At 70.9% G+C, this 21,934-nt stretch carries 24 protein-coding genes; 6 read left to right on the forward strand and 18 right to left on the reverse strand.

Annotation, left to right across the window (positions count from 1 at the left end; all coding sequences use genetic code 11):
• The first annotated feature begins 215 nt into the window (after positions 1 to 215).
• On the forward strand, positions 216 to 455 hold the full coding sequence (locus Aph01nite_RS03615) for a BldC family transcriptional regulator (protein WP_155338405.1): 240 nt from the start codon (positions 216 to 218) through the stop codon (positions 453 to 455).
• 203 nt (positions 456 to 658) lie between these two features.
• On the opposite strand, the gene Aph01nite_RS03620 is transcribed toward Aph01nite_RS03615, so the two are convergent.
• Together Aph01nite_RS03620 and Aph01nite_RS03625 are read right to left on the reverse strand one after the other, a co-directional pair.
• On the reverse strand, positions 659 to 895 hold the full coding sequence (locus Aph01nite_RS03620; RefSeq protein WP_155350354.1) for a hypothetical protein: 237 nt from the start codon (positions 893 to 895) through the stop codon (positions 659 to 661).
• 11 nt (positions 896 to 906) lie between these two features.
• The gene (locus Aph01nite_RS03625) at positions 907 to 1,617 is read right to left on the reverse strand and encodes a hypothetical protein (protein WP_239161387.1); all 711 of its coding nucleotides are present in this window, start codon (positions 1,615 to 1,617) and stop codon (positions 907 to 909) included.
• A 301-nt stretch (positions 1,618 to 1,918) separates the two neighbouring features.
• Between Aph01nite_RS03625 and Aph01nite_RS03630 the strand changes: the two genes are divergently transcribed.
• Positions 1,919 to 2,221, forward strand: coding sequence for a PLDc N-terminal domain-containing protein (locus tag Aph01nite_RS03630; protein ID WP_204039273.1), 303 nt, complete (start codon positions 1,919 to 1,921; stop codon positions 2,219 to 2,221).
• Positions 2,222 to 2,231: 10 nt separating this feature from the next.
• Here the strand turns inward: Aph01nite_RS03630 and ccsB are convergent, their stop codons facing one another.
• From ccsB to Aph01nite_RS03695, 13 genes are all read right to left on the reverse strand, one after another.
• On the reverse strand, positions 2,232 to 3,143 hold the full coding sequence (ccsB, locus tag Aph01nite_RS03635) for a c-type cytochrome biogenesis protein CcsB (RefSeq protein WP_204039274.1): 912 nt from the start codon (positions 3,141 to 3,143) through the stop codon (positions 2,232 to 2,234).
• Entirely contained in the window at positions 3,133 to 4,683 is a 1,551-nt protein-coding gene (gene resB, locus Aph01nite_RS03640) for a cytochrome c biogenesis protein ResB (protein WP_204039275.1), read from the reverse strand. Before resB ends, ccsB begins: the two co-directional genes overlap by 11 nt.
• On the reverse strand, positions 4,683 to 5,366 hold the full coding sequence (locus Aph01nite_RS03645) for a cytochrome c biogenesis CcdA family protein (protein ID WP_204039364.1): 684 nt from the start codon (positions 5,364 to 5,366) through the stop codon (positions 4,683 to 4,685). Before Aph01nite_RS03645 ends, resB begins: the two co-directional genes overlap by 1 nt.
• A gap of 31 nt (positions 5,367 to 5,397) precedes the next feature.
• Complete coding sequence (locus Aph01nite_RS03650) at positions 5,398 to 5,967, reverse strand: TlpA family protein disulfide reductase (protein WP_204039276.1); 570 nt, start codon at positions 5,965 to 5,967, stop codon at positions 5,398 to 5,400.
• Positions 5,968 to 6,061: 94 nt separating this feature from the next.
• Positions 6,062 to 6,697, reverse strand: a complete 636-nt coding sequence (locus tag Aph01nite_RS03655; protein WP_204039277.1) for a histidine phosphatase family protein — start codon at positions 6,695 to 6,697, stop codon at positions 6,062 to 6,064.
• Positions 6,698 to 6,717: 20 nt separating this feature from the next.
• The gene (locus Aph01nite_RS03660) at positions 6,718 to 7,656 is read right to left on the reverse strand and encodes a LysR family transcriptional regulator (RefSeq protein ID WP_204039278.1); all 939 of its coding nucleotides are present in this window, start codon (positions 7,654 to 7,656) and stop codon (positions 6,718 to 6,720) included.
• 197 nt (positions 7,657 to 7,853) lie between these two features.
• On the reverse strand, positions 7,854 to 9,146 hold the full coding sequence (gene hemL, locus Aph01nite_RS03665; RefSeq protein ID WP_204039279.1) for a glutamate-1-semialdehyde 2,1-aminomutase: 1,293 nt from the start codon (positions 9,144 to 9,146) through the stop codon (positions 7,854 to 7,856).
• 10 nt (positions 9,147 to 9,156) lie between these two features.
• Positions 9,157 to 9,792 (reverse strand): bifunctional DNA primase/polymerase, encoded by a 636-nt coding sequence (locus Aph01nite_RS03670; RefSeq protein WP_204039280.1) that lies wholly within the window; start codon positions 9,790 to 9,792, stop codon positions 9,157 to 9,159.
• Between the two features lie 126 nt (positions 9,793 to 9,918).
• Positions 9,919 to 10,905, reverse strand: a complete 987-nt coding sequence (gene hemB, locus Aph01nite_RS03675) for a porphobilinogen synthase (RefSeq protein WP_204039281.1) — start codon at positions 10,903 to 10,905, stop codon at positions 9,919 to 9,921.
• 25 nt (positions 10,906 to 10,930) lie between these two features.
• Positions 10,931 to 12,460, reverse strand: coding sequence for a bifunctional uroporphyrinogen-III C-methyltransferase/uroporphyrinogen-III synthase (locus Aph01nite_RS03680; protein WP_204039282.1), 1,530 nt, complete (start codon positions 12,458 to 12,460; stop codon positions 10,931 to 10,933).
• Between the two features lie 32 nt (positions 12,461 to 12,492).
• Positions 12,493 to 13,392, reverse strand: coding sequence for a hydroxymethylbilane synthase (gene hemC / locus Aph01nite_RS03685; RefSeq protein WP_373872256.1), 900 nt, complete (start codon positions 13,390 to 13,392; stop codon positions 12,493 to 12,495).
• On the reverse strand, positions 13,389 to 14,693 hold the full coding sequence (locus tag Aph01nite_RS03690; RefSeq protein ID WP_204039283.1) for a glutamyl-tRNA reductase: 1,305 nt from the start codon (positions 14,691 to 14,693) through the stop codon (positions 13,389 to 13,391). The genes hemC and Aph01nite_RS03690 overlap by 4 nt, the downstream gene beginning before the upstream one ends.
• Positions 14,690 to 15,385 (reverse strand): redox-sensing transcriptional repressor Rex, encoded by a 696-nt coding sequence (locus Aph01nite_RS03695; RefSeq protein WP_155350368.1) that lies wholly within the window; start codon positions 15,383 to 15,385, stop codon positions 14,690 to 14,692. Before Aph01nite_RS03695 ends, Aph01nite_RS03690 begins: the two co-directional genes overlap by 4 nt.
• Positions 15,386 to 15,546: 161 nt before the next feature.
• Between Aph01nite_RS03695 and Aph01nite_RS03700 the strand changes: the two genes are divergently transcribed.
• Positions 15,547 to 15,786 carry a glutaredoxin family protein gene (locus Aph01nite_RS03700; protein WP_204039284.1) on the forward strand — a complete coding sequence of 80 codons (240 nt, stop codon included), beginning with the start codon at positions 15,547 to 15,549 and terminating at the stop codon, positions 15,784 to 15,786.
• Between the two features lie 6 nt (positions 15,787 to 15,792).
• Here the strand turns inward: Aph01nite_RS03700 and Aph01nite_RS03705 are convergent, their stop codons facing one another.
• Positions 15,793 to 17,214, reverse strand: a complete 1,422-nt coding sequence (locus Aph01nite_RS03705; RefSeq protein ID WP_204039285.1) for a putative quinol monooxygenase — start codon at positions 17,212 to 17,214, stop codon at positions 15,793 to 15,795.
• Positions 17,215 to 17,417: 203 nt separating this feature from the next.
• Here Aph01nite_RS03705 and Aph01nite_RS03710 point away from each other — a divergent pair, with 203 nt between their 5' ends.
• The 3 genes from Aph01nite_RS03710 (at position 17,418) to Aph01nite_RS03720 (ending at position 19,730) form a co-directional block, all read left to right on the forward strand.
• Entirely contained in the window at positions 17,418 to 18,014 is a 597-nt protein-coding gene (locus Aph01nite_RS03710) for a sigma-70 family RNA polymerase sigma factor (RefSeq protein ID WP_239161372.1), read from the forward strand.
• Between the two features lie 97 nt (positions 18,015 to 18,111).
• A complete protein-coding gene (locus Aph01nite_RS03715; RefSeq protein ID WP_204039287.1) occupies positions 18,112 to 18,792 on the forward strand; it encodes a DUF5667 domain-containing protein in 681 nt (226 codons plus the stop codon).
• Between the two features lie 125 nt (positions 18,793 to 18,917).
• On the forward strand, positions 18,918 to 19,730 hold the full coding sequence (locus Aph01nite_RS03720) for an HAD family hydrolase (RefSeq protein ID WP_239161388.1): 813 nt from the start codon (positions 18,918 to 18,920) through the stop codon (positions 19,728 to 19,730).
• Positions 19,731 to 20,081: 351 nt separating this feature from the next.
• Here the strand turns inward: Aph01nite_RS03720 and Aph01nite_RS03725 are convergent, their stop codons facing one another.
• Together Aph01nite_RS03725 and Aph01nite_RS03730 are read right to left on the reverse strand one after the other, a co-directional pair.
• The gene (locus tag Aph01nite_RS03725; protein ID WP_239161373.1) at positions 20,082 to 20,897 is read right to left on the reverse strand and encodes a lysophospholipid acyltransferase family protein; all 816 of its coding nucleotides are present in this window, start codon (positions 20,895 to 20,897) and stop codon (positions 20,082 to 20,084) included.
• On the reverse strand, positions 20,894 to 21,916 hold the full coding sequence (locus tag Aph01nite_RS03730; protein ID WP_204039289.1) for an NAD-dependent epimerase/dehydratase family protein: 1,023 nt from the start codon (positions 21,914 to 21,916) through the stop codon (positions 20,894 to 20,896). Before Aph01nite_RS03730 ends, Aph01nite_RS03725 begins: the two co-directional genes overlap by 4 nt.
• Positions 21,917 to 21,934: the final 18 nt, after the last annotated feature.

A 21,934-nucleotide genomic window follows, 5' to 3' on the forward strand; every position in this document is an offset into this window, starting at 1 on the left:
GTATCGCGGACTCTCTTCGCATCCGTCGCGAGCACTGCTAGGGTTCCCATCACGGCGCTTTCGTAAAGAAACACCCATGAGCGCCCCAAAGAGGCTCTATCATATAACAATCGGGCACTGAGCCGGTAACAACCCGTGATCTTCTCTGAAAACCACGGATAAATCAGGCTTCGCTCGGCACACTGGTTACCTGTCCGCCCGCTGCAGGACGCGGGATGCGAGGGGGAGAGATTGTGGAGAGTAGCAGCGAGCGACTGCTGACCCCTGGAGAGGTTGCCGCCCTCTTCCGGGTCGACCCGAAGACCGTGACACGCTGGGCCGCGGCGGGGCGAATCAGCAGCATCCGTACCCCCGGAGGGCATCGGCGATTCCGCGAGTCGGAAGTACACGCCCTCCTGCGCGGAGAGGAAGTCCTGACGGCCGACCGGCCTAACGGCGACTCCCCGCGAGTCTGACGCACCACTGCACCACGAGCATCACCAGCATGTGAAAAATGACCAGCTGTTGGTGATCCTGCGACCCCCGGAGGCGCAGGGTCACCGGGTTATTTACACGAACAGTTACGCAGCAGTGGATCTCTCCACCACCCCCAGGACACCTCCACTCGCCGACCCCGACCGGTCACCCCTCGGCCCAGGGTCACACCCCGTCACGGGTTTCACTCAAGCTCGGACTTGTACGCCAGGAACTCCTGCTCCAGCGCGTCGTTTTCCTCTTGCCAGCGACGCCGCCGGGAGGCTTCCTCCTCCTCGGTGATGGACTCCGGGAGCCACTGGTCGTAGTCCGGCTCGCCTGGCGCGATCTCGACGTACGCGTTGCCGATCAGGCGCCCGTCATCGCTGGTCAACGACTGCGGCACCCGCAGTGTCCCGTCAGCGAGCCGGATCACGAACATTGTCAGACCACCTAGATTCCGTAGCGTCTGTTGAAGAAGAGCATGACGTTGAGTGCGGTCCGGGTGTTCCCGCCGAGCATGTCCACCAGGGCTGGACGCTGCCGCGACGCGATGGCCGCGAAGGCGTCGGCGAAGAACTCCTTCCGGCCGAGCGTGCCCGGCTGCTTGTGGAACGCCGACGCGAGTAACGGACGGCATTCCTCGTAGAGTGCGGCGAACTCCGGTGAGTCCGAAACCCACTCTCCCGGAAGCGCGTCCACGTCGTCCAGCGCATGCCCGACTTCGTGCATCATCACATCAGGTGTCGGAGATGGCCGATCTCCTACGACGATCTTGCGGTCGCCGTACGCGCCCGCGCAGATGTCCCAGGTCGCGCGGCCCGACGGCAGCGGGGCACCGCGTAAGTACCCCATGTCGTCCAGGTCCGGGACCCCGCCCCGCCCGACGTAGATCCCGTCGAGCCCGGTGGCGAGCAGCTCCTTGAGCCGGTCCGGCAGCCGGGCCAGGCTGTCCACGGCCCGTACGGCGTCCGGTGACGGCGGCCCGTCCTGCGCGTCCCACTGGCGGTACAGGACACGTTCCAGCGCCCCGCAGTGCCGCCTCCCATCCCTCGTGTCCGGCCGGTCGGGACGATGCGGCGCGGCCCTGGCCGGCAGATCGTCCAGTTCGAAGTCGCGCCAGGTGTACTGCGGCCGGTCCACCACGGGGGCGGTCACGGCCATCCTGCGCTCGACGTGCATCTCCGGGTGCGTCTCGGGGTGCTTCTCGGGATGCTTCTCAGCGGTCTCAACCCCACGGTAAGGCGACGCGTAGGTGGCCCCCACCTGGCCCCGCTGCCACCACCGGGTCCCTCGCCGGTGGCGGCCTCTATCGCCCTGCTGCGCCATCGCACCTCTCTCTGTGTCGGGAAGGTGCTTGTACCCGCACTACCGTACGATGCCGTTCTGCCGCAGTCATCCCCAATGATGTACGGCTATCGCGATGAAACCCCGTTGATCAGACCGCATCGTCTACCGTGTGGACATGGCTAACGTGATTGTCGGTCTGGCGTTGCTGGCCTTCTGGCTCTACTGCCTCTTCGACGTGATCACGACCCCGGCCGAGCTCATCCGGGGGCTGCCGAAGGGCATGTGGGTGCTCATCGCGGCCGTGCCGGCCATCGGAGGGCTGCTGTGGCTGCTGGCGGGACGGCCGCCGATGACGGCCATGGCGGCGGGCGTGCCGGAGGAGGAGGCCGAGGAGGCGCCGCCGCCGGGGCCGCGCGGGCCCGACGACGACCCGGAGTTCCTGCGGAACCTGGAGCGCCGCCTGCGGGACGAGGACTGAGCCGACCGGGCTACTTCACGTCGGCGTAGGAGTGCAGGCCGCCGAAGAAGATGTTCACGCCCACCAGGTTGAACAGCAGGCAGCCGAACGCCACCAGGGAGACGATGAGGGCGGCCTTGCCCTTCCAGCCGGCCGTGGCCCGCGCGTGCAGGTAGGCCGCGTACGCCACCCACGTGATGAACGCCCAGACCTCCTTGGGGTCCCAGTTCCAGTAGCGGCCCCAGGCCTTGTCGGCCCAGAGGGCGCCGGAGATGACGGCGAACGTCCAGATCGGGAAGCCGATCACGATCACCCGGTGCGCGACCCGCTCCAGGTCGGCGAGGGCGGGCAGCCGGGACGGGCCCTCCCGGCGGACCAGGTAGAGCACGGCGGCGACCCCGCCCACCGTGAACAGGCCGCTGGCCGCGATGGCCGCGGTCACGTGGATGGCCACCCAGTACGAGTCCAGCGCCGGCACCACCGGCCCCGCCTGCGTGTACAGCACCCGGACGCTGAACCCGAGCCCGACCGCGGCGATCACGCTCACGAACGCGCCCAGGAACCGGACCGGGTAGCGCAGCTGCATGAACAGGTACACGGTCACCGCGGCGAGGATCATCGCCACCACGAACTCGTACATGTTGCCCCACGGCCAGCGTTCGACCGCGAGGCCCCGGGTCAGCGTGGCCGTCAGGTTGGCGGCCCAGCCGATCCAGCTCAGCCCGACCGCGTACCGCCCGGCGCGTACGGCCCAGGCGACCGGCTCGGTGGCCGTGGTCTCCTGGGTGACCGTGGTTCCGTCGCTGGCCACCAGTTCCCTGACCTGGACCGGCCGGGTGGCGTACGCGAGTTCGAGGGCGTACCCGACCATGGCGGCCAGGTAGAGCAGGATGGTGGCCAGGATGAGCTGGTCGCTCAGCGTGGCCAGAGTGTCAGCGGTCATCCGGGACTCCTGAACGGGGGTTGAGCGAGGCGACGATCTCGGCGAACTCGTCGGTGAAGTTCGACCCCTCGGTGCGGGACAATCCTCCCACCGTGACCTGTCCGTCCTTCATCCGCACCCAGACGCGGCGGCGGCGGACGGTCAGCGACAGCACCAGGCCGATGACGGCGGCGATCGAGGCCAGCAGCGCGGGCATGCGCCCCGGATCGTACGTGGTCTGGAGCGAGATCCACTCCTTGACCCCAGTGAACTCGATCTTCCCGGCGCCGTCCGGCAGGTCGAGGGACTGGCCCACGGCCAGCGGGCGCGGCTGCTCGGTCATCGTGCCAAGCGGTTTGAGGTTCTTGTGCGCGCCCAGGTCGTAGACCGACTGCGGCACGCCGGAGTCCAGGCCGAGGTCGCCGGAGAACGGCCAGATCTGCACGGTCGGGTTGGCGGCCCCCGGGAAGACCGAGATCCACTCCTCGCCGACCGGCAGCGTGGACGGCAGGAACCGGCCCAGGAAGGCCAGCTGCTGCGGCCGCGCGTCCGGCACCTTGATCACGCACTCGGACTCGTACGTCGAGGTGTTGCTGGTCAGGCACGGCACCGGGCCCTCGTACGCGACCTGCCCCTTCCCGTCGGTCACCCGGAAGACGGGCGCGTAGCCGTGGCCGATCAGGTAGGTCAGCGTGCCGTTGACGTCCAGCGGCTCGTTGACCCGCAGATCGACCGTACGCTCCGGGGCGCCGGGGGCGTCCAGGACGCTGAGCTTGGCGGAGTAGGTGAGCGGCTGGCCGACCTTCTCGTGGCCCGGCCCGATGTAGGTGGCCTGGAAGTCGGTGAGCCGGAACGAGAACGGCTCCAGCGACTCGGCGTTGACGGAGGCGCCGGGCGAGTAGCGGTCGTAGGCGGCCACGGTGTTGGCGAAGCCGTCGCCTTCGACCACCAGGACGTTGCCCTTGTAGCCGTACAGGCTGCCGGCGCCGACGGCGAGGAGCAGGACCAGCAGGGAGACGTGGAAGACCAGGTTGCCGGTCTCGCGCAGGTGGCCCTTCTCGGCGGCCACCCAGTCGGGGCCGGTGTCGACCCGGAACCGGCGCTTCCTGAGCGCGGCCGCCGCGCCCGCGACGTCGAGATCGGCGGCGAACTCGGCGTGGTGCGGCAGCCGGAGCAGGTTGCGCGGGGCCGCCGGGGGCCTGCGGCGGATCTCTTTGAGGTGGGCGAGCGTACGCGGCAGCACGCAGCCGATCAGCGACAGGAACAGCAGCAGGTAGATGGCCGCGAACCAGGGCGAGCGGAAGACGTCGAAGAGCCAGAACCGGTCCAGCCACTCGGCCTTGACCCGGTCGTCGGCGAAGTAGCGGGCCACCTGGCCGGGGTCCACGGCGCGCTGCGGGAAGACCGAGCCGGGCACGGAGGCCAGCGCGAACAGGAACAGCAGGATGAGCGCGGTACGCATCGAGGTGAGCGTGCGCCAGCCCCAGCGCAGCCAGCCCACCACCCCGAGCCCCACCGGCTTGGGCGCGGCCTTCTGGTCCTGCTGGTCGGTCACGGTCATCAGATCACCGGCTCGAATCCGCCCACCCAGCCCTGCAGGCCGGCGATGAGCTCACCCCACAGGCCGGTGACGAGCAGCAGCCCGACGGCCACCAGCATCCCGCCGCCCACCCGGGTGATCAGTTGGGAGTGGCGGCGGACCGCCCGGAACGTGTGCAGGGCCCTGCGGTAGGCGAGTCCGGCCAGGATGAACGGCAGGCCGAGGCCCAGGGCGTACCCGAAAGCCAGGAGGGCGCCGCGGGCGGCGCTGCCCTGGTCGACGGAGAGGGTGAGCACGACCGCCAGGGTGGGGCCGATGCACGGGGTCCAGCCGAGGCCGAAGACGATGCCGAGCAGCGGGGCGCCCGCCAGGCCGGCGGCGGGCAGCTTGTGGATGCGGAAGTCGCGCTGGAGCCCGGGGATGAGCCCGAGGAAGGCGAGCCCGAGCACGATGGTGAGCGCGCCCAGCACCTTGGTGATGATCTCGGCGTTGCCGAGCATGGCCGCGCCGAGGCCGCCGAAGAGGGCGCCGCCGAGCACGAAGACCAGCGCGAACCCGAGCACGAACAGGCCGGTGCCCAGCACCAGCGTGCGCCGGCGCGGGTCGGCGCTCATGCCCGTCACGTACGACAGATAGCCCGGCACCAGCGGCAGCACGCACGGCGAGAGGAACGAGACCAGGCCCGCCAGCAGCGCGATCGGCATCGCGACCAGCAGCGAGCCCGAGGCCACCGTCTCAGCGAGGTTCACTGCTCACCTTCGTGACGGCGTCGAGGAGCGCCTGGTACTTGACCCCGCCCAGCGCCCGCGCGGCGATCTTCCCGTGCCTGTCGATGATCAGCGTGGACGGGATGGCGGCCGGCGGCACGGTGCCCTGGAAACCGAGCAGCACCTGCCCCTGCTGGTCGTGGATGCTCGGGTAGCCCGGCTCCATGGCCCGGTCGTAGGCGAGCGCGGCCGTCTTCTGGTCCTTGAAGTTGACCCCGAGGAACTCCACGCCCGACGCCTTGGTCCGGGCGGCGACGTCCTTCAGGATCGGTCCCTCGGCCCGGCAGGGCGCGCACCAGGACGCCCAGAAGTTGAGGACGACGACCTTGTCCTTGGCCAGCCCGGCGGTGGCCCCGTCCAGGGACTGCCCTTCGACCGCGGGCGCGGCCTTCCGCTCCCCCGCCGGAAATATCTGGATCTTCCCGTCGCCAGGGATGAATCGCGTATCCCCCGATTCGGGCTGCCCGGAACTCTGCGTGCCCGCGCAGCCCGCCAGCACGACGGCGGCGAGCGCGATGACGAGGGGCTTGGCAGGCATCGGAGAACGATCTCCTAGTACTACGTCCAGTAGAGCAACGTCACTCTACTGCGTCACACCACCGCCCCCGGAACGGGGTTGAGCCGTACGCCGCTCACGAACCGGGCAGCGGGTTGCCCTTCAGGAGCACCGCCGCCGGCTCGGTGTAGCCCACCGTGACCAGCCGCTCGCCCTCGAACGTGAAGCTGGTCAGGCTGGCCAGGGCGCACTGGCGGCGGCGCGGGTCGTGCCAGAGCCTGCGGTTCTCCGCCGCCAGCCGGATGATCCAGATCGGCATCTGGTGACTGACCAGCAGCACCTCGTGGCCCCGCACGGCCGCGCGGGCCGAGTCGATGACCGACTTCATCCGGGCCACCACGTCCACGTACGCCTCGCCCCAGGACGGCCGGCGCGGATCCCGGATGTGCCAGAAGTTGCGCGGGTCCCGGAAGACCCAGCCCGCGAACTTCTTGCCCTCGAAGACGTTGGTGGCCTCCTGCAGCCGCTCGTCCAGGGTCACCTCGATCCCGCCCAGGGCCTCGGCGCACGGCGCGGCCGTCTCCTGGGCGCGCTCCATCGGCGAGCTCCAGATCTCCGTGATGTCCCTGCCGGCGATCGACTTGGCCACCATCTCGGCCATCGCGCGGCCGTTGTCCGACAGGTGGTATCCCGGCAGTCTGCCGTAGAGGACGCCCGCGGGGTTGTACACCTCGCCATGGCGCAGCAGATGAACAACGGTGGTCTCAGTCATGGTGGCGCCCAGCCTATGCGTTAAACGGAGGCGCTCAGAGCCGCCGCGCCCGGCTCCAGGGTCAGCGGGGCGCAGGCCGCGCGCAGGGCCTCGACGGCCGCGCGGATGGCCGGGCGCCGGGCCGCGTCGGTCCGCCAGAGCCCGTAGACGCGGCGGATCGGGCGGGGACGGATCGGCACCAGCCGTACGCCCTCCGGCACCGGGCCCCGGCCCAGGCGCGGGATGAGCGCGTAGCCGTGCCCGGCGGCGACCATGGCCAGCTGGCTCGGGTACTCGTCCGCGAAGCAGATGACCTTGGGCTCCTTCTCCGCCGACCGGATCAGGAAGTTCAGGAAGTCGTGGCAGACCGTCCCCGGCGAGGAGATGATCCACTGGTCGCCGGGCAGGTCGGCCAGGGACACCTCGCGCTGGTCGGCCAGCGGGTGGTCGGCCGGGACCGCCACGTCGGCCACGTCCTCCAGCAGGGTGGCCCGGGACAGGCCCTCCGGGATGGCCATCGGCCGGTTGACCCAGTCCTGCACCACGGCCAGGTCGATCTCGCCCCGGGTGACCTCGCGCACCTGCCGCTCCGGCTCGCGCTCGTAGACGAGCAGGTCGAGGTCCGGGTGGCGCTCCTTGAGCAGGGTCAGCGCGCCCGGCATGATGCCGCGCGCGGCGGTCGGGAAGGCCGCCATGGACAGCTTGCCGACGACCGCGCCGCGCAGCGCCTCGAAGTCCGCCTCGGCGACCTCCACCAGCGCGAGGATCTTCTCGGCGTGCTCGGCCAGCAGGCCGGCGGCGTCGGTCAGCTTCACGCCGCGCCCGTTCCGCTCGACCAGCACGGCGCCGGTCTCCCGTTCCAGCTTGGCCAGCTGCTGGGAGATGGCGGACGGGGTGACCATCAGCGCCTCCGCCGCCGCGCCCACCGAGCCGTAGGTCGCGACCGCGTGCAGGGCCTTCAACCGGTGCAAGTCCAACATGTAGCCAGTCTAAACCATGCACCTAAGAAAATCTCGCTTGTGCTCAACTGTTAAGCGCTGGAAAATGAAGGCATGAGAATCCTAAACAACATCTTCACGAAGAGCGCCCGTCACGCTGAGGTCTCCTACCTGGAGAACCTGGCCCGTCAGGCCCGCCAGTCCCGCGCCAAGAGGCCGGCGCGAACCACCTGAATCAGTCAGCCCGCTTGAGCCGCGGCCACGGCAGCCGCGGGGAGAGCCTCGACGATCCGGGTCAGCGCGTCGTCGTCGTGCGAGGCGGACAGGAACCACGCCTCGTACGCGGACGGGGGCAGGTAGACGCCCTGATCCAGCATCGAATGGAAGAACGCCGTGTAGGCCGCCGTGTTCTGGGTCTTCGCCGAGTCGAAGTCCGTCACCGGCCCATCGGTGAAGAAGATCGAGAAGAGGTTGCCGGCGCGCTGGAGCCGATGCGGAACCCCCGCGGCGGCCAGCGCGCCCGAGGCCGCCTCCCCCACCGCCAGCGCGGCGGCGTCGATCCGGTCGTACACCCCGGCGTCGCACGCGGCCAGCGTGGCCAGACCGGCGGCGCACGCCAGCGGATTCCCCGAGAGCGTGCCCGCCTGGTAGACCGGGCCCTCCGGGGCGAGCAGCGCCATCACCTCGGCCCGGCCGCCGAAGGCCGCCGCCGGGAGACCGCCGCCCATCACCTTGCCGAAGGTCATCAGGTCGGCGGCCACCGGGTCCAGGCCGTACCAGCCGGAGGCGCTGACCCGGAAGCCGGTCAGCACCTCGTCCACGATGAGCAGCGCGCCGTTGAGGGTGCACAGCTCGCGCAGCCGCCGGTTGAAGCCGTCCAGCGGCGGCACCACGCCCATGTTGGCCGGGCAGGCCTCGGTGATCACGCAGGCGATCTCGGCGGCGGCGAACGCCTCCTCCACCGCCCGCACGTCGTTGTACGGCAGCACGATCGTGTCCGCCGCCGACGCGCCCGTCACACCCGGGGTGTCCGGCAGGCCGAAGGTGACCACGCCCGAACCGGCCGCGGCCAGCAGCGCGTCCACGTGGCCGTGGTAGCAGCCGGCGAACTTGATGACCTTGGATCGGCCGGTGAAGCCACGCGCGAGCCGTACGGCGCTCATGGTGGCCTCGGTGCCGGAGCTGACCAGGCGGACCTTCTCCACCGCCGGGCTCATCCGGTTGACGATCTCCTCGGCCAGCAGCACCTCGCCCTCGGTGGCCGTGCCGAAGGACAGGCCCTGGGCGAGCGCGTCGGAGACGGCGGCCACCACGGCCGGATGCCGATGCCCGAGGATCATCGGCCCCCACGAGCAGACCAGGTCCACATACCGGTTGCCGTCCACATCGGTCAGGTACGGCCCCTGCCCCGACGCCATGAACCGGGGAGTGCCGCCCACCGCGCCGAACGCGCGGACCGGGGAGTTCACCCCGCCCGGGACGAGTTCCTTGGCGCGGGCGAAGAGTTTGGCGGATCGCTGGGTGAATTCCACGCCCACGAGATTAGTCGGCGATCAGGTCGAGCACGCGCAGGGGATCGGGCAGCGGACGGCCGTCCGGCGGTCGGAGCCAGGTCGCCACCGAGCCGCCGGGCAGCGTGGACGGCGGGGCCAGCACGTAGCTGTCGCGGCAGTGCCAGCGCAGGCCGGGCTGGGAGTCGATGGTCTCGGGGCCGTAGTCGAGGTGGCAGGACCACCACTCGTCCTCGTCGTCCGGCGCGCCTCTGGTGGCCACATAAAACAGAACCCGGTCGCCGTTCGCGGCGACCGGGCCCGTGTCGAAGCCGGTGGCGTCCATGTTGGCCAGGGCGGTGAGGCCGGCCTCGGCGGGGACGTCGAACACGTCGAACACCCGTCCGGTGGGCAGGATCACATTCGCCTCGGGGTCCTGCTGCCACCAGCGTGTCAGCTGCGCCGTGTCCAGCGTGGCCTGCATCTGCCAGGCCGGGGAGAGCGGATGCGCGCCGGGGTCGGGACAGCCGACCCGGTCGCAGGAGCAGGCGCGCCCGCCCTCGCGGAGCGGGTGCGCCCCCAGACAGGCGGCCCAGCCGAGCGCGGCGTACTGCAGCACCGAGGTGACGGGCCGCGGCGTCCGGTGCGCGCGCCGCCTCGATTTCCGAGCCAGCGGTACCCCCACCATTGGCGTTCCTCCCCGAATACACCATTGCCCCGACGGAAACAGTCACCGCGGCAGGTGACTGGTGTTGCACCCGATAATGCCCGGTACGAAATGCTCTTCGCAGGGCGACCCCCGCATATGGCCCGGTTAGGCCAGGCGGCGCGCGATCTCGGTGGCCCAGTAGGTGAGGATGAGATCAGCACCAGCGCGGCGGATGGCGATCAGCGACTCCATGATCACCCGGTCCCGGTCGATCCAGCCGTTCGCGGCGGCGGCCTCCACCATCGCGTACTCGCCGCTCACCTGGTAGGCGGCCACCGGCACGTCCACGATGTCGCGGACCTGCCGGATGATGTCCAGGTAGGCCAGGGCGGGCTTCACCATGACGGCGTCCGCGCCCTCGGCCAGGTCCAGCCGGATCTCCCGCAGCGACTCCCCGACCGGACCGGCCGGGTCCTGCTGGTAGGCGTTCCTGTCGCCGAACTGCGGCGCGCACTCGGCGGCCTCCCGGAACGGGCCGTAGAACCCGGACGCGAACTTGGCCGAGTAGGCCAGGATCGGGATCTCCGCGAAGCCGTCCGCGTCCAGCGCCGCGCGGATCGCCGCGACCTGGCCGTCCATCATGCCGCTGGGCGCGATCACCTGCGCGCCGGCCCGCGCCTGCGCGACCGCGGCGGCGGCGTAACGCTCCAGCGTGGCGTCGTTGTCCACCTCGCCGGTGGGGGTGAGCAGCCCGCAGTGGCCGTGGTCGGTGTACTCGTCCAGGCAGGTGTCGGTGATCAGCACCAGCGCGTCGCCCACCTCGGCGGCCAGGTCGGCCAGGGCGAGCTGCACGATGCCCTCGGGGTCGTCGGCGCCCGAGCCCCTGCCGTCCTTGTGCAGCGGGACGCCGAACAGGATGAGCCCGCCGACGCCCGTCTCGGCGGCCTCGTGCGCGGCCTTGCGGAGCGAGTCGCGGGTGTGCTGGAACACGCCGGGCATCGAACCGACCGGGTTCGGCTCGGTGATGCCCTCCTTGACGAACAGCGGCAGGATCAGCTCGGCCGGATGCAGCCGGGTCCCGGCCACCATGCGCCGGAGCGGCGCGGTCCGGCGGAGCCGGCGCGGCCTGGCGACCGGGAACTCGGCTGTCATGCTCTCTTCACCCCACGAATTCGTGCTATTTCGCCCTGCGGCGCGCTCCCCTGCGCGTCTGCGAGGGGCGGCGCGGAATCTCGCCGGCGGAGACGGCCGCCTGGCGCTGCTTGGCACCGTACTCCGCCAGAGCGGCGGCCAGGGCCGAAGCCGAAGGTTTGTCCGCCATCACGTCCACCCGGAGCCCGAACTCCTCCGCCGTTTTGGCGGTCTGCGGGCCGATGACCGCGATAACTGTGACGTTGTGCGGCTTTCCGGCGATGCCCACCAGATTCCGCACGGTCGACGACGACGTGAAAAGTACAGCGTCGAAGCCGCCGCTCTTGATCGCCTCGCGGATCGGCGCGGGCGGCGGCGCCGCCCGGACCGTCCGGTACGCGGTCACGTCGTCGCACTCCCAGCCGAGCTCGGTCAGCCCGGCCACCAGCGCCTCGGTCGCGATGTCCGCGCGCGGCAGCAGCACGCGGTTGATCGGGTCCAGCATCGAGTCGTACGGCGGCCACTCGGCCAGCAGACCCTCCGAGGACTGCTCGCCCGTCGGCATCAGATCCGGCCGGACCCCGAACTCGATCAGGGCCTTCGCGGTGGCGTCGCCCACGGCGGCCACCTTGAGACCGGCGAAGGCGCGGGCGTCCAGCCCGTACTCCTCGAACTTCTCGCGGACGGCCTTGACGGCGTTGGCGCTGGTGAAGGCCACCCACTCGTAGCGTCCGGTGACGAGGCCCTTGATGGCGCGGTCCATCTGCTGCGGCGTCCTGGGGGGCTCCACCGAGATGGTGGGCACCTCCTCGGGCACCGCGCCGTACGAGCGGAGCTGCTCGGACAGGCCGGCCGCCTGCTCCTTGGTGCGCGGCACCAGCACCCGCCAGCCGAACAGCGACCGGGTCTCGAACCAGGAGAACTTGTCCCGCTGGGCGACCGCGTCGCCGACCACGATGACGGCGGGCTCGGTCATGGCGGCGTGCTTCAGGTCGGGGCCGAGCCGCCCGAGCGAGGACACCACCGTGTACTGCTCGGTGGTGGTGCCGTCGCTGGTCACCGCGACCGGCGTGTAGTCGGGCTTGCCCGCCGCGATCAGCGCCTTGCCGATCGGGACCGCCTCGGCCAGCCCGTTGTAGATCACCAGTGTGCCCTGGCAGTCGGCGTGCGCCGACCAGTCGCCGACCCGGGCGGCGTCCACGACCCGGAACTCCGGCACGCCGGCGGCCGGCGTGATGCCCGCGTAGCCGAGCACGGCGGTCGCGGGCGGCACGCCGGGCACGATCTCGAACTCCACCTCGGCCTTGGCGCAGGCCGCGACCTCCTCGGCGACCGAGGAGAAGAACGACGGATCGCCGGGACAGACCCGGACGACGCTCTTGCCCGCCTTCGCCAGGGCGGCCAGGCCGTCCGCCGCGCCCGCGGTGTCAAGGATCTTCACGTCCGCGCGGCAGTGCCGCAGCAGCGCGCCGTACGCCTCCTGGTCCAGCACGACCACGTCGGCGCGGGACAGCAGATCGGCCCCACGTAGCGTCAGCAGGTTCTCGTCGCCGGGCCCGGCTCCGACGAACGCCACGAATCCGGAATCAGAACTGCCGGTGCCTGAACTCAATGGGCCCCCATCAACGTGCCGGCCCCTTGCGCGATCATGGCGGCCGCGAGCTCACGCCCGAGGTCCATGGCAGCCGTCCGGGGTCCGGAGGCGGACTTGCGGACCGCTCCCGTGCCGTCGATGGCGACAACGGTGGCGGTCAGATTCAACGTGTTCCCGTCGACCACCGCGTACGCGCCGACCGGCGCGGAGCAGCCGGCCTCCAGGGCGGAGAGCACCGCCCGCTCGGCGGAGACGGCGGCCCTGGTACGGCCGTCGTCGAGTACGGAAAGCAGGTCGGCCAGGTCGGGCCGCCCGGTCAGGCACTCCACGGCGAGCGCGCCCTGCCCGGGGGCGGGGAGCATCTCGTCGGGCTCGAACAGCTGGGCGATCTCGCCGTCCCGGCCGAGGCGGGCCAGGCCGGCGGCGGCCAGCACCACGCCGTCCAGCTCGCCGGCGGCGACCTTCCCGATGCGGGTGTCGGCGTTGCCGCGGATCGGCACGTACTCCAGGTCGTCGCGGAGCACGCGGAGCTGGGCGATGCGGCGCGGCGAGCCGGTCCCGATCCGGGATCCGGGCGCCAGGTCGGCGAGCTTGACCCCGCCGACCAGGGCGTCCCTCGGGTCGTCGCGGGGCGGGATGGCCGCGATGGTGATCTGCGGGTCCACCGCGGTGGGCAGGTCCTTGAGCGAGTGCACCGCGAAGTCGATCGAGCCGTCGATCAGGTGGGTGCGCAGCTCGCTGACGAACACCCCGGTGCCGCCGAGCTGGCTGAGCTGCGCCTTGCTCACGTCGCCCAGGGTGGTGATGCCGACGAGCTCGACGTCCCGGCCGGTGAGCTCGCTCAGCCGGTCCGCCACCTGCTGCGACTGCGTGGTCGCCATCAGGCTTTTGCGGGTGCCCAGCCTCAGCTTCACTGCTCGATCTCCATCCTGGATACGGCGCCCGGCGCCTTCGGGTCCAGATTGAACAGTTCGCGGAGCGCCTCGGCATAATGATCGCCTGCCGGGGACGCGGCGAGCTGCTTGACACGCACAGTCGGCTCATGGAGGAGTTTGTCCACCACGCGCCTGACCATGTGCGCCACCTCGTCTTTCAGCTTGCCATCCAGTTCGGGCACTCGTGCCGCCAGACGGCCCAGCTCGGCCTCGACCACGGACGCCGCCCGGGTCCGCAGCGCGATCACCGTGGGGGTGACCCGGGCCGCGCGGACGGCGTCCAGGTAGGCGGACACCTCCTCGGCCACGATCGCCCGGACCGCGTCGATCTCGGCGCCGCGTCCGCCGTCGGCGACGCCGATCCCGGCCTGCTGCATGGAGTCCAGGTCCACCAGGGTGACCCCGGGGAAGGTGCGCACGCCGGGGTCGACGTCGTGCGGCAGCGCCAGGTCCAGCAGGAACAGCGGCTCGGCGCGGCCGTCCATCGCGGCGCGGACCAGGTCCGTGGTGATCGCGCGGTTGCCCGCGCCGATGCAGGAGATCACCAGGTCGGCCCCGGCCAGCTCGGCGGGCAGGCCGGCCAGTTCGACCGCCCGGCCGCCGACCGTCTCGGCCAGCCGTACGGCGCGTTCGTACGTGCGATTGGCGATGACGATGTCGGTGACGCCCGCGCGGACCAGGGTGGCGGCGGACAGGGCGCTCATCGAGCCGGCGCCGACCACCAGGGCGCGGCGGCCGGCGATCGGGCCCAGCACCCGGCCGGCCAGGTCCAGGCCGACGCCGACCAGGGAGGCTCCGGCGCGGTCGATGCCGGTCTCGCTGTGCGCCCGCTTGCCCGCGCGCAGCGCGTGCTGGACCAGCTCGTTCAGGTTCGGGCCGACGCTGCCCTCGTGCTGGGCGGTGCGCAGGGCCGTACGGATCTGGCCGAGGATCTGGCCCTCGCCGACCACCATCGAGTCCAGGCCGCAGGCGACCGAGAACAGGTGGTGGACGGCGCGCTCCTCGTAGTGCACGTAGAGGTGCCGGGTCAGCTGCTCCTGGGGGACGCCCGAGTGGGTGGCCAGCAGATCGGTGAGCGCGGTGACACCGCCGTGGAACTTGTCGACGTCGGCGTAGAGCTCGACGCGGTTGCAGGTGGAGACGACCATCGCCTCCGACACGTGCGCGTCCTGGCGCACGTCGTGCAGCAGTTTCAGAAGCGCGTCCCCGGAGACGGTCACGCGCTCCAGCAGAGCCACCGGAGCGGTCCGGTGGCTTAGCCCGACGATGAGCATGGTCATCCGGCCTCCCCGGCCCAGTCCTCGGCCATCATGGGCCCCCCACTCACCTTGCGCTGCTCATGAAACGCGAGGATCTGCAGTTCAATGGATAGATCGACCTTACGAACATCGACGCCGTCGGGCACCGTGAGGACGACGGGGGCGAAGTTCAAGATACTCGTCACACCGGCGGCGATGACCCGGTCGCAGACCTGCTGCGCCGCCGTCGCGGGAGTGGCGATCACGACGATCGACACCCCGCGCTTTCTGATGACGGCCTCCAGGCCGTCGGAGTGCTCCACGGTGAGCCCCGCGATGTGGTCGCCGACCACGGCAGGATCGGCGTCGAGCAGGCCGGCCACCCGGAATCCCCTGGACACGAAGCCGCCGTAGTTGGCCAGCGCCCGGCCCAGGTTGCCGACGCCCACGATGGCGACCGCCCAGTCCTGGGTGAGGCCGAGCTCGCGGGAGATCTGGTAGATCAGGTACTGCACGTCGTAGCCGACGCCCCGGGTGCCGTACGACCCCAGGTGGGAGAGGTCCTTGCGGAGTTTGGCCGAGTTCACGCCCGCCGCCAGGGCCAGATCCTCCGAGCTCACCGTCGCGGTGCCGCGTTCGGCCAGGCCGTTCAGGGCACGCAGGTAGAGCGGCAGCCGCGCGACGGTCGCGTCAGGGATGCCACGCTCACGAGCTTGCGGAATACGGCGGATCACTAGCCGGAGCTCCCGGGGGGAATGAGACGGATGATGAGAACAAACCCCAGGTTAGTGCCTTTGTGAAGCCATGCACAAAGTGGAGGCTTATCCATCCGTGCTCAATAACTGTGCCAGCCCGTGGGGCCGGTCCCGAATCCGCCCCCCGTACTGTGGAGCGCATGGCTCATTCGATCACGCTGTACGGCAAGCCGGGCTGCCACCTCTGCGAGGACGCCCGCGCGATCATCGCCCGGGTGGCCGGGGAACTGGGCGTGCCGTGGGAGGAGCGCGACATCACCGCCTCCGCCGAGGACCTGGCACGTTACGGGGAGATGATCCCGGTGACGGTGATCGACGGGGTGCAGCACGACTTCTGGCGGGTGGACGAGGCCCGGCTGCGGGCGGCCCTCTCCGGTTGACGCCGGTCAGCGGAACGCGGACGGCAGCGGCACGACCTTCGCCGCGTTGACGTTCAGTTCGATCACGTTGGTGGCCAGCACGAGCGCCTGCCGTTCGGTCGCGAACCGCTCCATGTGCGGCTGCCGCTGGTGCTCGGAGAAGGCCACCTCGTCGCGGTAGAGCTCGTAGACGATGCGCTGCAGCGGAGCCGACTTGACGGCGTGGCAGACGAAGACGAGCGTGTCCGGCTCGTTCGACTGGACCGCTTCGACGGTCTCCTCGGCCAGCTTGTCGAACGCCTCGCCGGAGCCGTCCAGCAGGGTGAAGACGGTCAGCAGGCCGTAGATGTTGGGGGACGGCTTCGGGGACTGCTTGGCCGGCGCGGGCATCGGGGCGGCGCCCGGGTAGAGCACGCCGGTGGCCGGCATGTTGTATTCGGGGACGGCGGGCTGGGGGGCGGGCATGCCGTACTCGGGGGTGCCGCCGCCGAAGCGGTCGGCGGGCATCATGGTGCCGGTCATCGGGCCGCCGAAGTCCGGTCCGGGAGGGCCGGGGGGGCCGGGCGGGCCGCCGAAGCCGCCGGTCTGCATCCGGGCGGCGTAGTCCACCTCGCCGGTCTCGCCCGCGCGGTACTCGGCCACCAGGTCGCCGAGGCCGGAGCGGCGGGGCGGGAACTCGGGTTCCGGCTCCTGGGCCTGCCTGCGGCCGTATCCCTGCCAGTCCTGCTGGGGCGGAGGCTGTTGCTGCTGCGGGGGCGCCGGCTCGTCCTCCTCCTCGTCCTCGTACGGGGCGAGCGGCCGGGCCACCGCGTACCAGATCGCCCCGGACAGGCCGCCCAGCAGGGCGACCACGAACGGGCCCGGCACGGTGAGCAGGAGCGCGCCGATCACGGCCAGTCCGGTCGGGGCGAGCACCACGGTGGCGTTCATGTTGTCGGCGTCGTAGTCGTCGCCGCCGCGCCAGCGGGCCACCGCCACCATCATGGCGACCAGCAGCGTCAGCACCACGACCCCGTGCACGCCGCGCAGCAGCCACTCCGGCCAGAGGTCCCAGAACTCGTTGCCGGTGGGCAGTTCCTTCTTGAACCCGCCCGCGACCGGGTCGATCAGCATGATGACGCCACCGACCACGGTGAGGCCCCCGCCCAGCAGCCAGCCGGAGAACCGCGCCGAGCGCTTCTCCGCCAGCAGCTGGATCAGCCCGACCGACAGCCACAGCGGCGCCAGCAGCGCGCCGCCGATCTGGTAGATCCGGAAGGTGAGCGGCCCGAACCCGAGCAGGTTCCCGACCGTGACCGCGCCCAGCGCCAGGCAGAGCGCCGCGGTCGTGATGGCCCAGGCGGTCAGCCAGCCGGACGCTTCTTCCCGCAGCCGCCCGACCAAGGCGCCCGTGGTGATGGCGGCCAGCACGGCTCCGCCGAAGGCGATGACAGCAACTAGAACTTCCATGGTGGTCCTTATGCTGCCGGACATTACCTTCCTACCGGTAGCCGATGCCCCAGGTAGGGTCTCCTCCGCCCGGGCCATAGACAGCGGGGGGGTTGGTTCCTAGAGTGTGCAAGCACGCCGACTTCCCCTTCCCCGTATGGGATATCCGGATGCCGAACACGTGGCCGTTCGCCGGGATCGCTCCTCCGGCTTCCGCTGGAGCGATGCAGACCGCGCCCATCGAGCCGAGCACCATCCCGCTCTCGCCGGAACACGACGAGATGCGCACGCTGGTCCTGCGCGCCAAGACCGGTGACACCGAAGCGTTCGGCATGCTCTACGACCGCTATGTGGAGCTGGTCTACCGCTACGTCTTCTTCCGAGTCGGGTCGCACACCCTGGCCGAGGATCTGACCAGCGACACCTTCCTGCGCGCGCTGCGCGGCATCGCCGACTTCACCTGGCAGGGCCGGGACTTCGGGGCCTGGCTCGTGACAATCGCCAGGAATCTGGTGACAGACCATTTCAAATCAGGCCGAAACCGCCTAGAAGTCTCCACCGCCGAGATCCTCGACACCCCGCTCGACGGCCCGCACATCCCCGAGAACGCCGTGGTCACCAACATGGTGAACGAGCACGTGATGCGCGCCGTCCAGCAACTCGGACCCGAACAGCAGGAGTGCGTGATCCTCCGCTTCCTGTACGGCATGTCGCTGGCCGAGACCGCCCTCGTGATGGGCAAGAAGGCCGGCGCGATCAAGGCGTTGCAGTTCCGTGCGATCAAGGCCCTGGCCCGGGCACTGCCGAAGGATCTCGGTTAAGACACGTACCGTAACCTAGGCCGCCTGCGCGTCGTTGGGCAGGACGCAGGGCGGGGATCATCCGGTTGTCCGGGGCTGTCGAGGCGCGGGAGCGTTCATGGGGTGGTGGCGACGGTGGCGCGCCGGTCGCTTCTCCGGCGAGGTCGTGGCGCGCCTGGGAGACTTCAGCCACCGGCTGGGCACCGGCCCGCGGGCCGAGTTCCGCGCCCGGCTGCGTGACGAGCTGCTCAAGACCCACGAGAACGAGCGCGTCACCGCCGAGCAGCCCCCGCACGACCGCCCGGCCATCAGCACCGTGTCCCGCTGGGTGCTGATCCGGCCCTGGGCCGGTCTGGGCGCGATGATCGTGGCCACGCTGAGCACGGCCATGGTGACGTACACGACCGTCCCGGGCGACCTGCTCTACCCGCTGAAGCGGGCGGCCGAGTCGACGCTGCTGACCTTCACCACCGACGACGCGGACCTGGCCGACCGGCAGATGACCGCGGCCAAGGCGCGGGCCGGGGAGGCGGCGGCGCTCTTACAGGCGGCCACGCCCGACCGGCAGGAGCTGCTCAAGGAGACCCTGCAGGACATGGACAGCACCACGCGCGCCGCCCTCAACCGGGTCAAGCCGCGCACCCGGGTGGACGCCAAGGAGCAGGCCAAGGTGCGCAAGTTCGCCCGGGAGCAGCGCAACCGGATCGAGCCGATGCTGCCCAAGATGGACCAGGAGAACCGCGAGCGCGCCAACGAGTACCTGGTCTTCATCGACGGGTACACGGTGAGCGGCTACTAGACCGTCATACGCCGCTAACAGCGCGTACGCGTTCCTGTCCCACCCGGCGGTTAAGCTGATGGGCTATGAGGCGGCTACTGAGACGGCAGGACCCGGCGGAGATCGCGGCCGAGGCGGCGGGCGCGATGTCCCCCGCGGCGCCGCCCCCGCCGGTCGAGCCCGACCTCACGGCGGCGGCCTTCTTCGACGTGGACAACACGATGATCCGTGGCGCGTCGATCTACCACTTCGCCAGGGGGCTGGCCTCGCGCGGCCTGTTCACCACGCGTGACCTGGTCAAGTTCGCGCTCGGCCAGGCCATGTTCCGGGTCAGGGGCGACGAGAACCCCGAGCACGTGGCCAAGGCCAAGGAGATGGCGCTGGCCTTCGTCGCCGGGCTCAAGGTCGACGACGTGGTCCGGCTCGGCGAGGAGATCTACGACGAGGTGATGGCCGACCGCATCTGGTCGGGCGCCCGCGCCCTCGCCCAGGCCCACCTCGACGCCGGCCAGCGCGTCTGGCTGGTCACGGCCACCCCGGTGGAGCTGGCCCAGGTCATCGCCCGCCGCCTGAGCCTCACCGGCGCGCTCGGCACGGTCGCCGAGACCGACCAGGGCGCCTACACCGGCCGCCTGGTCGGCGACCTCCTGCACGGCCCGGCCAAGGCCGACGCCGTCCGCGCCCTGGCCCGCCAGGAGGGCCTCGACCTCACCCGCTGCTCCGCCTACAGCGACTCGGCCAACGACCTCCCCATGCTCTCCATCGTCGGCCACCCCTACGCCATCAACCCCGACTCCGAACTCCGCGACCACGCCCGAGAGCAGGGCTGGGGCATCAAGGACTTCCGCACCGGCCGCAAAGCCACCATGATCGGCCTCCCCGTGGCCGCCGCCGCCGGCGCCGTCGCAGGCGGCGTAGCCGCCGGAATCGCCCTCCGCAAGCACTACAAAACCCACTGAACACATCTCGCCGTCATCCGGCGCCGTCATCGCAGGTGACGCTTCCCGCCGCATCGGCGACGACCGGGTGGCCTCGCGCGGCCAGAGGTTCGGTGGCCTGGCCGGTGCCGCCAAGAGCGGCCGACCCAATCAGTTGGACCTCTGACCGAAAGGAATGGCCCCGTCCCCTCCCCCCTGAGCGAAACGAATGGCCCCGTCCCCTCCCCTCTGCGCGAAACGAATGGCCCCGTCCCCTCCCCTCTGCGCGAAAGGAATGGCCCCGTCCCCTCCCCGCGGCAGGGAATTTTGGCGCCGGGGCGGCGAGGAGGAGTGCGGCGGTAGACGGCGCCGGATTACGGCGGCCAGCCCCTATCAGCGTTGGAAGGCCGGGCCTCGGCGGGTGCGGAGGGTGTCCAGTTGGTGCTGGATGGTTTCGCGGACGTGGTCGGTGATGTTGAAGAGGGTCATGGGGTCGTCGGCGTCGGCCTGGTCGGTTTTGATGGGGTCGCCGAACTCGATCATCCACTTGGACGGCAGAGGGACGAGGCCGAGGGGGCCCAGCCAGGGGAAGAGCGGTGTCATCGGGAGGTAGGGCAGGCCGAGTGTCCGGGCCAGCAGGCCGAAGTCGCCGATCTTCGGATAGATCTCCTCCGCGCCGACGATCGCGCACGGCACGATCGGCACCCCGGCCCGGATCGCCGACGCCACGAACCCGCCCCGCCCGAACCGCTGCAGCCGGTACCGCTGGCCGAACGGTTTGCCGATGCCCTTGAAGCCCTCCGGGAACACGCCCACGAGTTCGCCCTGACGCAGTAACCGGTCGGCGTCCTCCGGGCAGGCCAGCGTGTGGCCGGTCTTCCTGGACAGGTGCCCGAGGAAGGGCAGGCGGTAGACGAGGTCGGCGGCGAGCAGCCGTACCGGGCGGTGGGCTTCGTCGTGGAGGGCGACCTGGAGCATGAGCGCGTCCAGGGGCAGCGTGCCGGAGTGGTTGGCGACGACGAGGGCGCCGTCGGCGGGCAGCAGCTCCAGGCCGGAGGTCTCCACCCGGAACCAGTGCCGGTAGAGCGGCCGGAGCAGCTCCAGCACCACGGTGTCGGTGAGCTCGGCGTCGTAGCCGAACTCGTCCACCTCGTACTCGCCGGCGATCCGCCGCCGCAGGAACGCGAGCAGCTCGGGCAGGTCCTTCACCGGACGAGTCCCGCGAGCGCGTCGAACACGGCGAGCGGCAGGTTGCCGGTGAGCCCCCGGGAGCGCAGGAAGTCGTCGTACGCGGAGGCGGTGTCGTACGTGAGGTTCCAGCCGAGTTCGGCCCGCAACCGGGTGGAGTCCACCGCGCGCCCGTGGCTCATCAGCGCGACCTGCTCCGGCGAGAAGTCCAGCCGTTCCAGCCCCCGGGCCAGCTCCCCGAGGAGCCGGAACGCCGGGGCGGGCACGGGGAGTGTGGGCCGGCCGGCCCGCCGTACGCACTGGGAGAGCAGGAGCACGCCGGATCCGGCGGCGTTGAACGTGCCGGGATGGTCCTCGGTGGCGCTCCTGCGCAGGACCTCGACCGCGTCGTCCTCGTGGATGAACTGCAGCCGGGGGTCGAACCCGAGCACGGTCGGCAGCACCGGCTGCGTGAAGAAGCGGGTGAGCGGCGAGTCGACCCCGGGGCCCATCAGGTTGGCGAACCTGAGCGTGGTCACGGCCACGTCCGGTCGCCGCCGCGCGAACCCGCGGACGAACCCCTCCACCTCGACCGCGTCCTTGCCGTAACCGGAGGACGGCGGTTCCGCGGGGTCGGTGGACTCGGTGTAGACCGCGGGGTCCAGGGGCGAGGAGCCGTACACGGCCGTGGTGGAGCGCACCACGACACGGCGCACCGTGCCGGAGCGCTGGCAGGCCGCCAGCACCTGCATGGTGCCGATGACGTTGTGCTCCTTCATGGCCGACCGGCTCCGGGCGGGCCCGCTGAGCAGGCTCACGTGCACCACGGTGTCGATGTCGGCCGTGGCGATCACCCGAGCCAGGTCGGGGGAACGCAGATCGACCCGGACGAACTCCAGGGAGTCAGGGAGTTGGGCGCCGCCATCGCGCTCGCCCCGCGGCGACGTCGGCGGCACCGTGTCCACTCCGATGACCCGGACGGCCGGGTCGCCCGCGAGCACGGCGGCCACTCGGGCGCCGACGTGCCGGCCGACCCCGGTGACCAGGACGGTGTGGGTCAATGCCGCCTCGCAGGATGC

The sequence above is a fragment of the Acrocarpospora phusangensis genome (genome assembly GCF_016862995.1).
In the GTDB taxonomy this organism is placed as follows: Bacteria; Actinomycetota; Actinomycetes; order Streptosporangiales; family Streptosporangiaceae; genus Acrocarpospora; species Acrocarpospora phusangensis.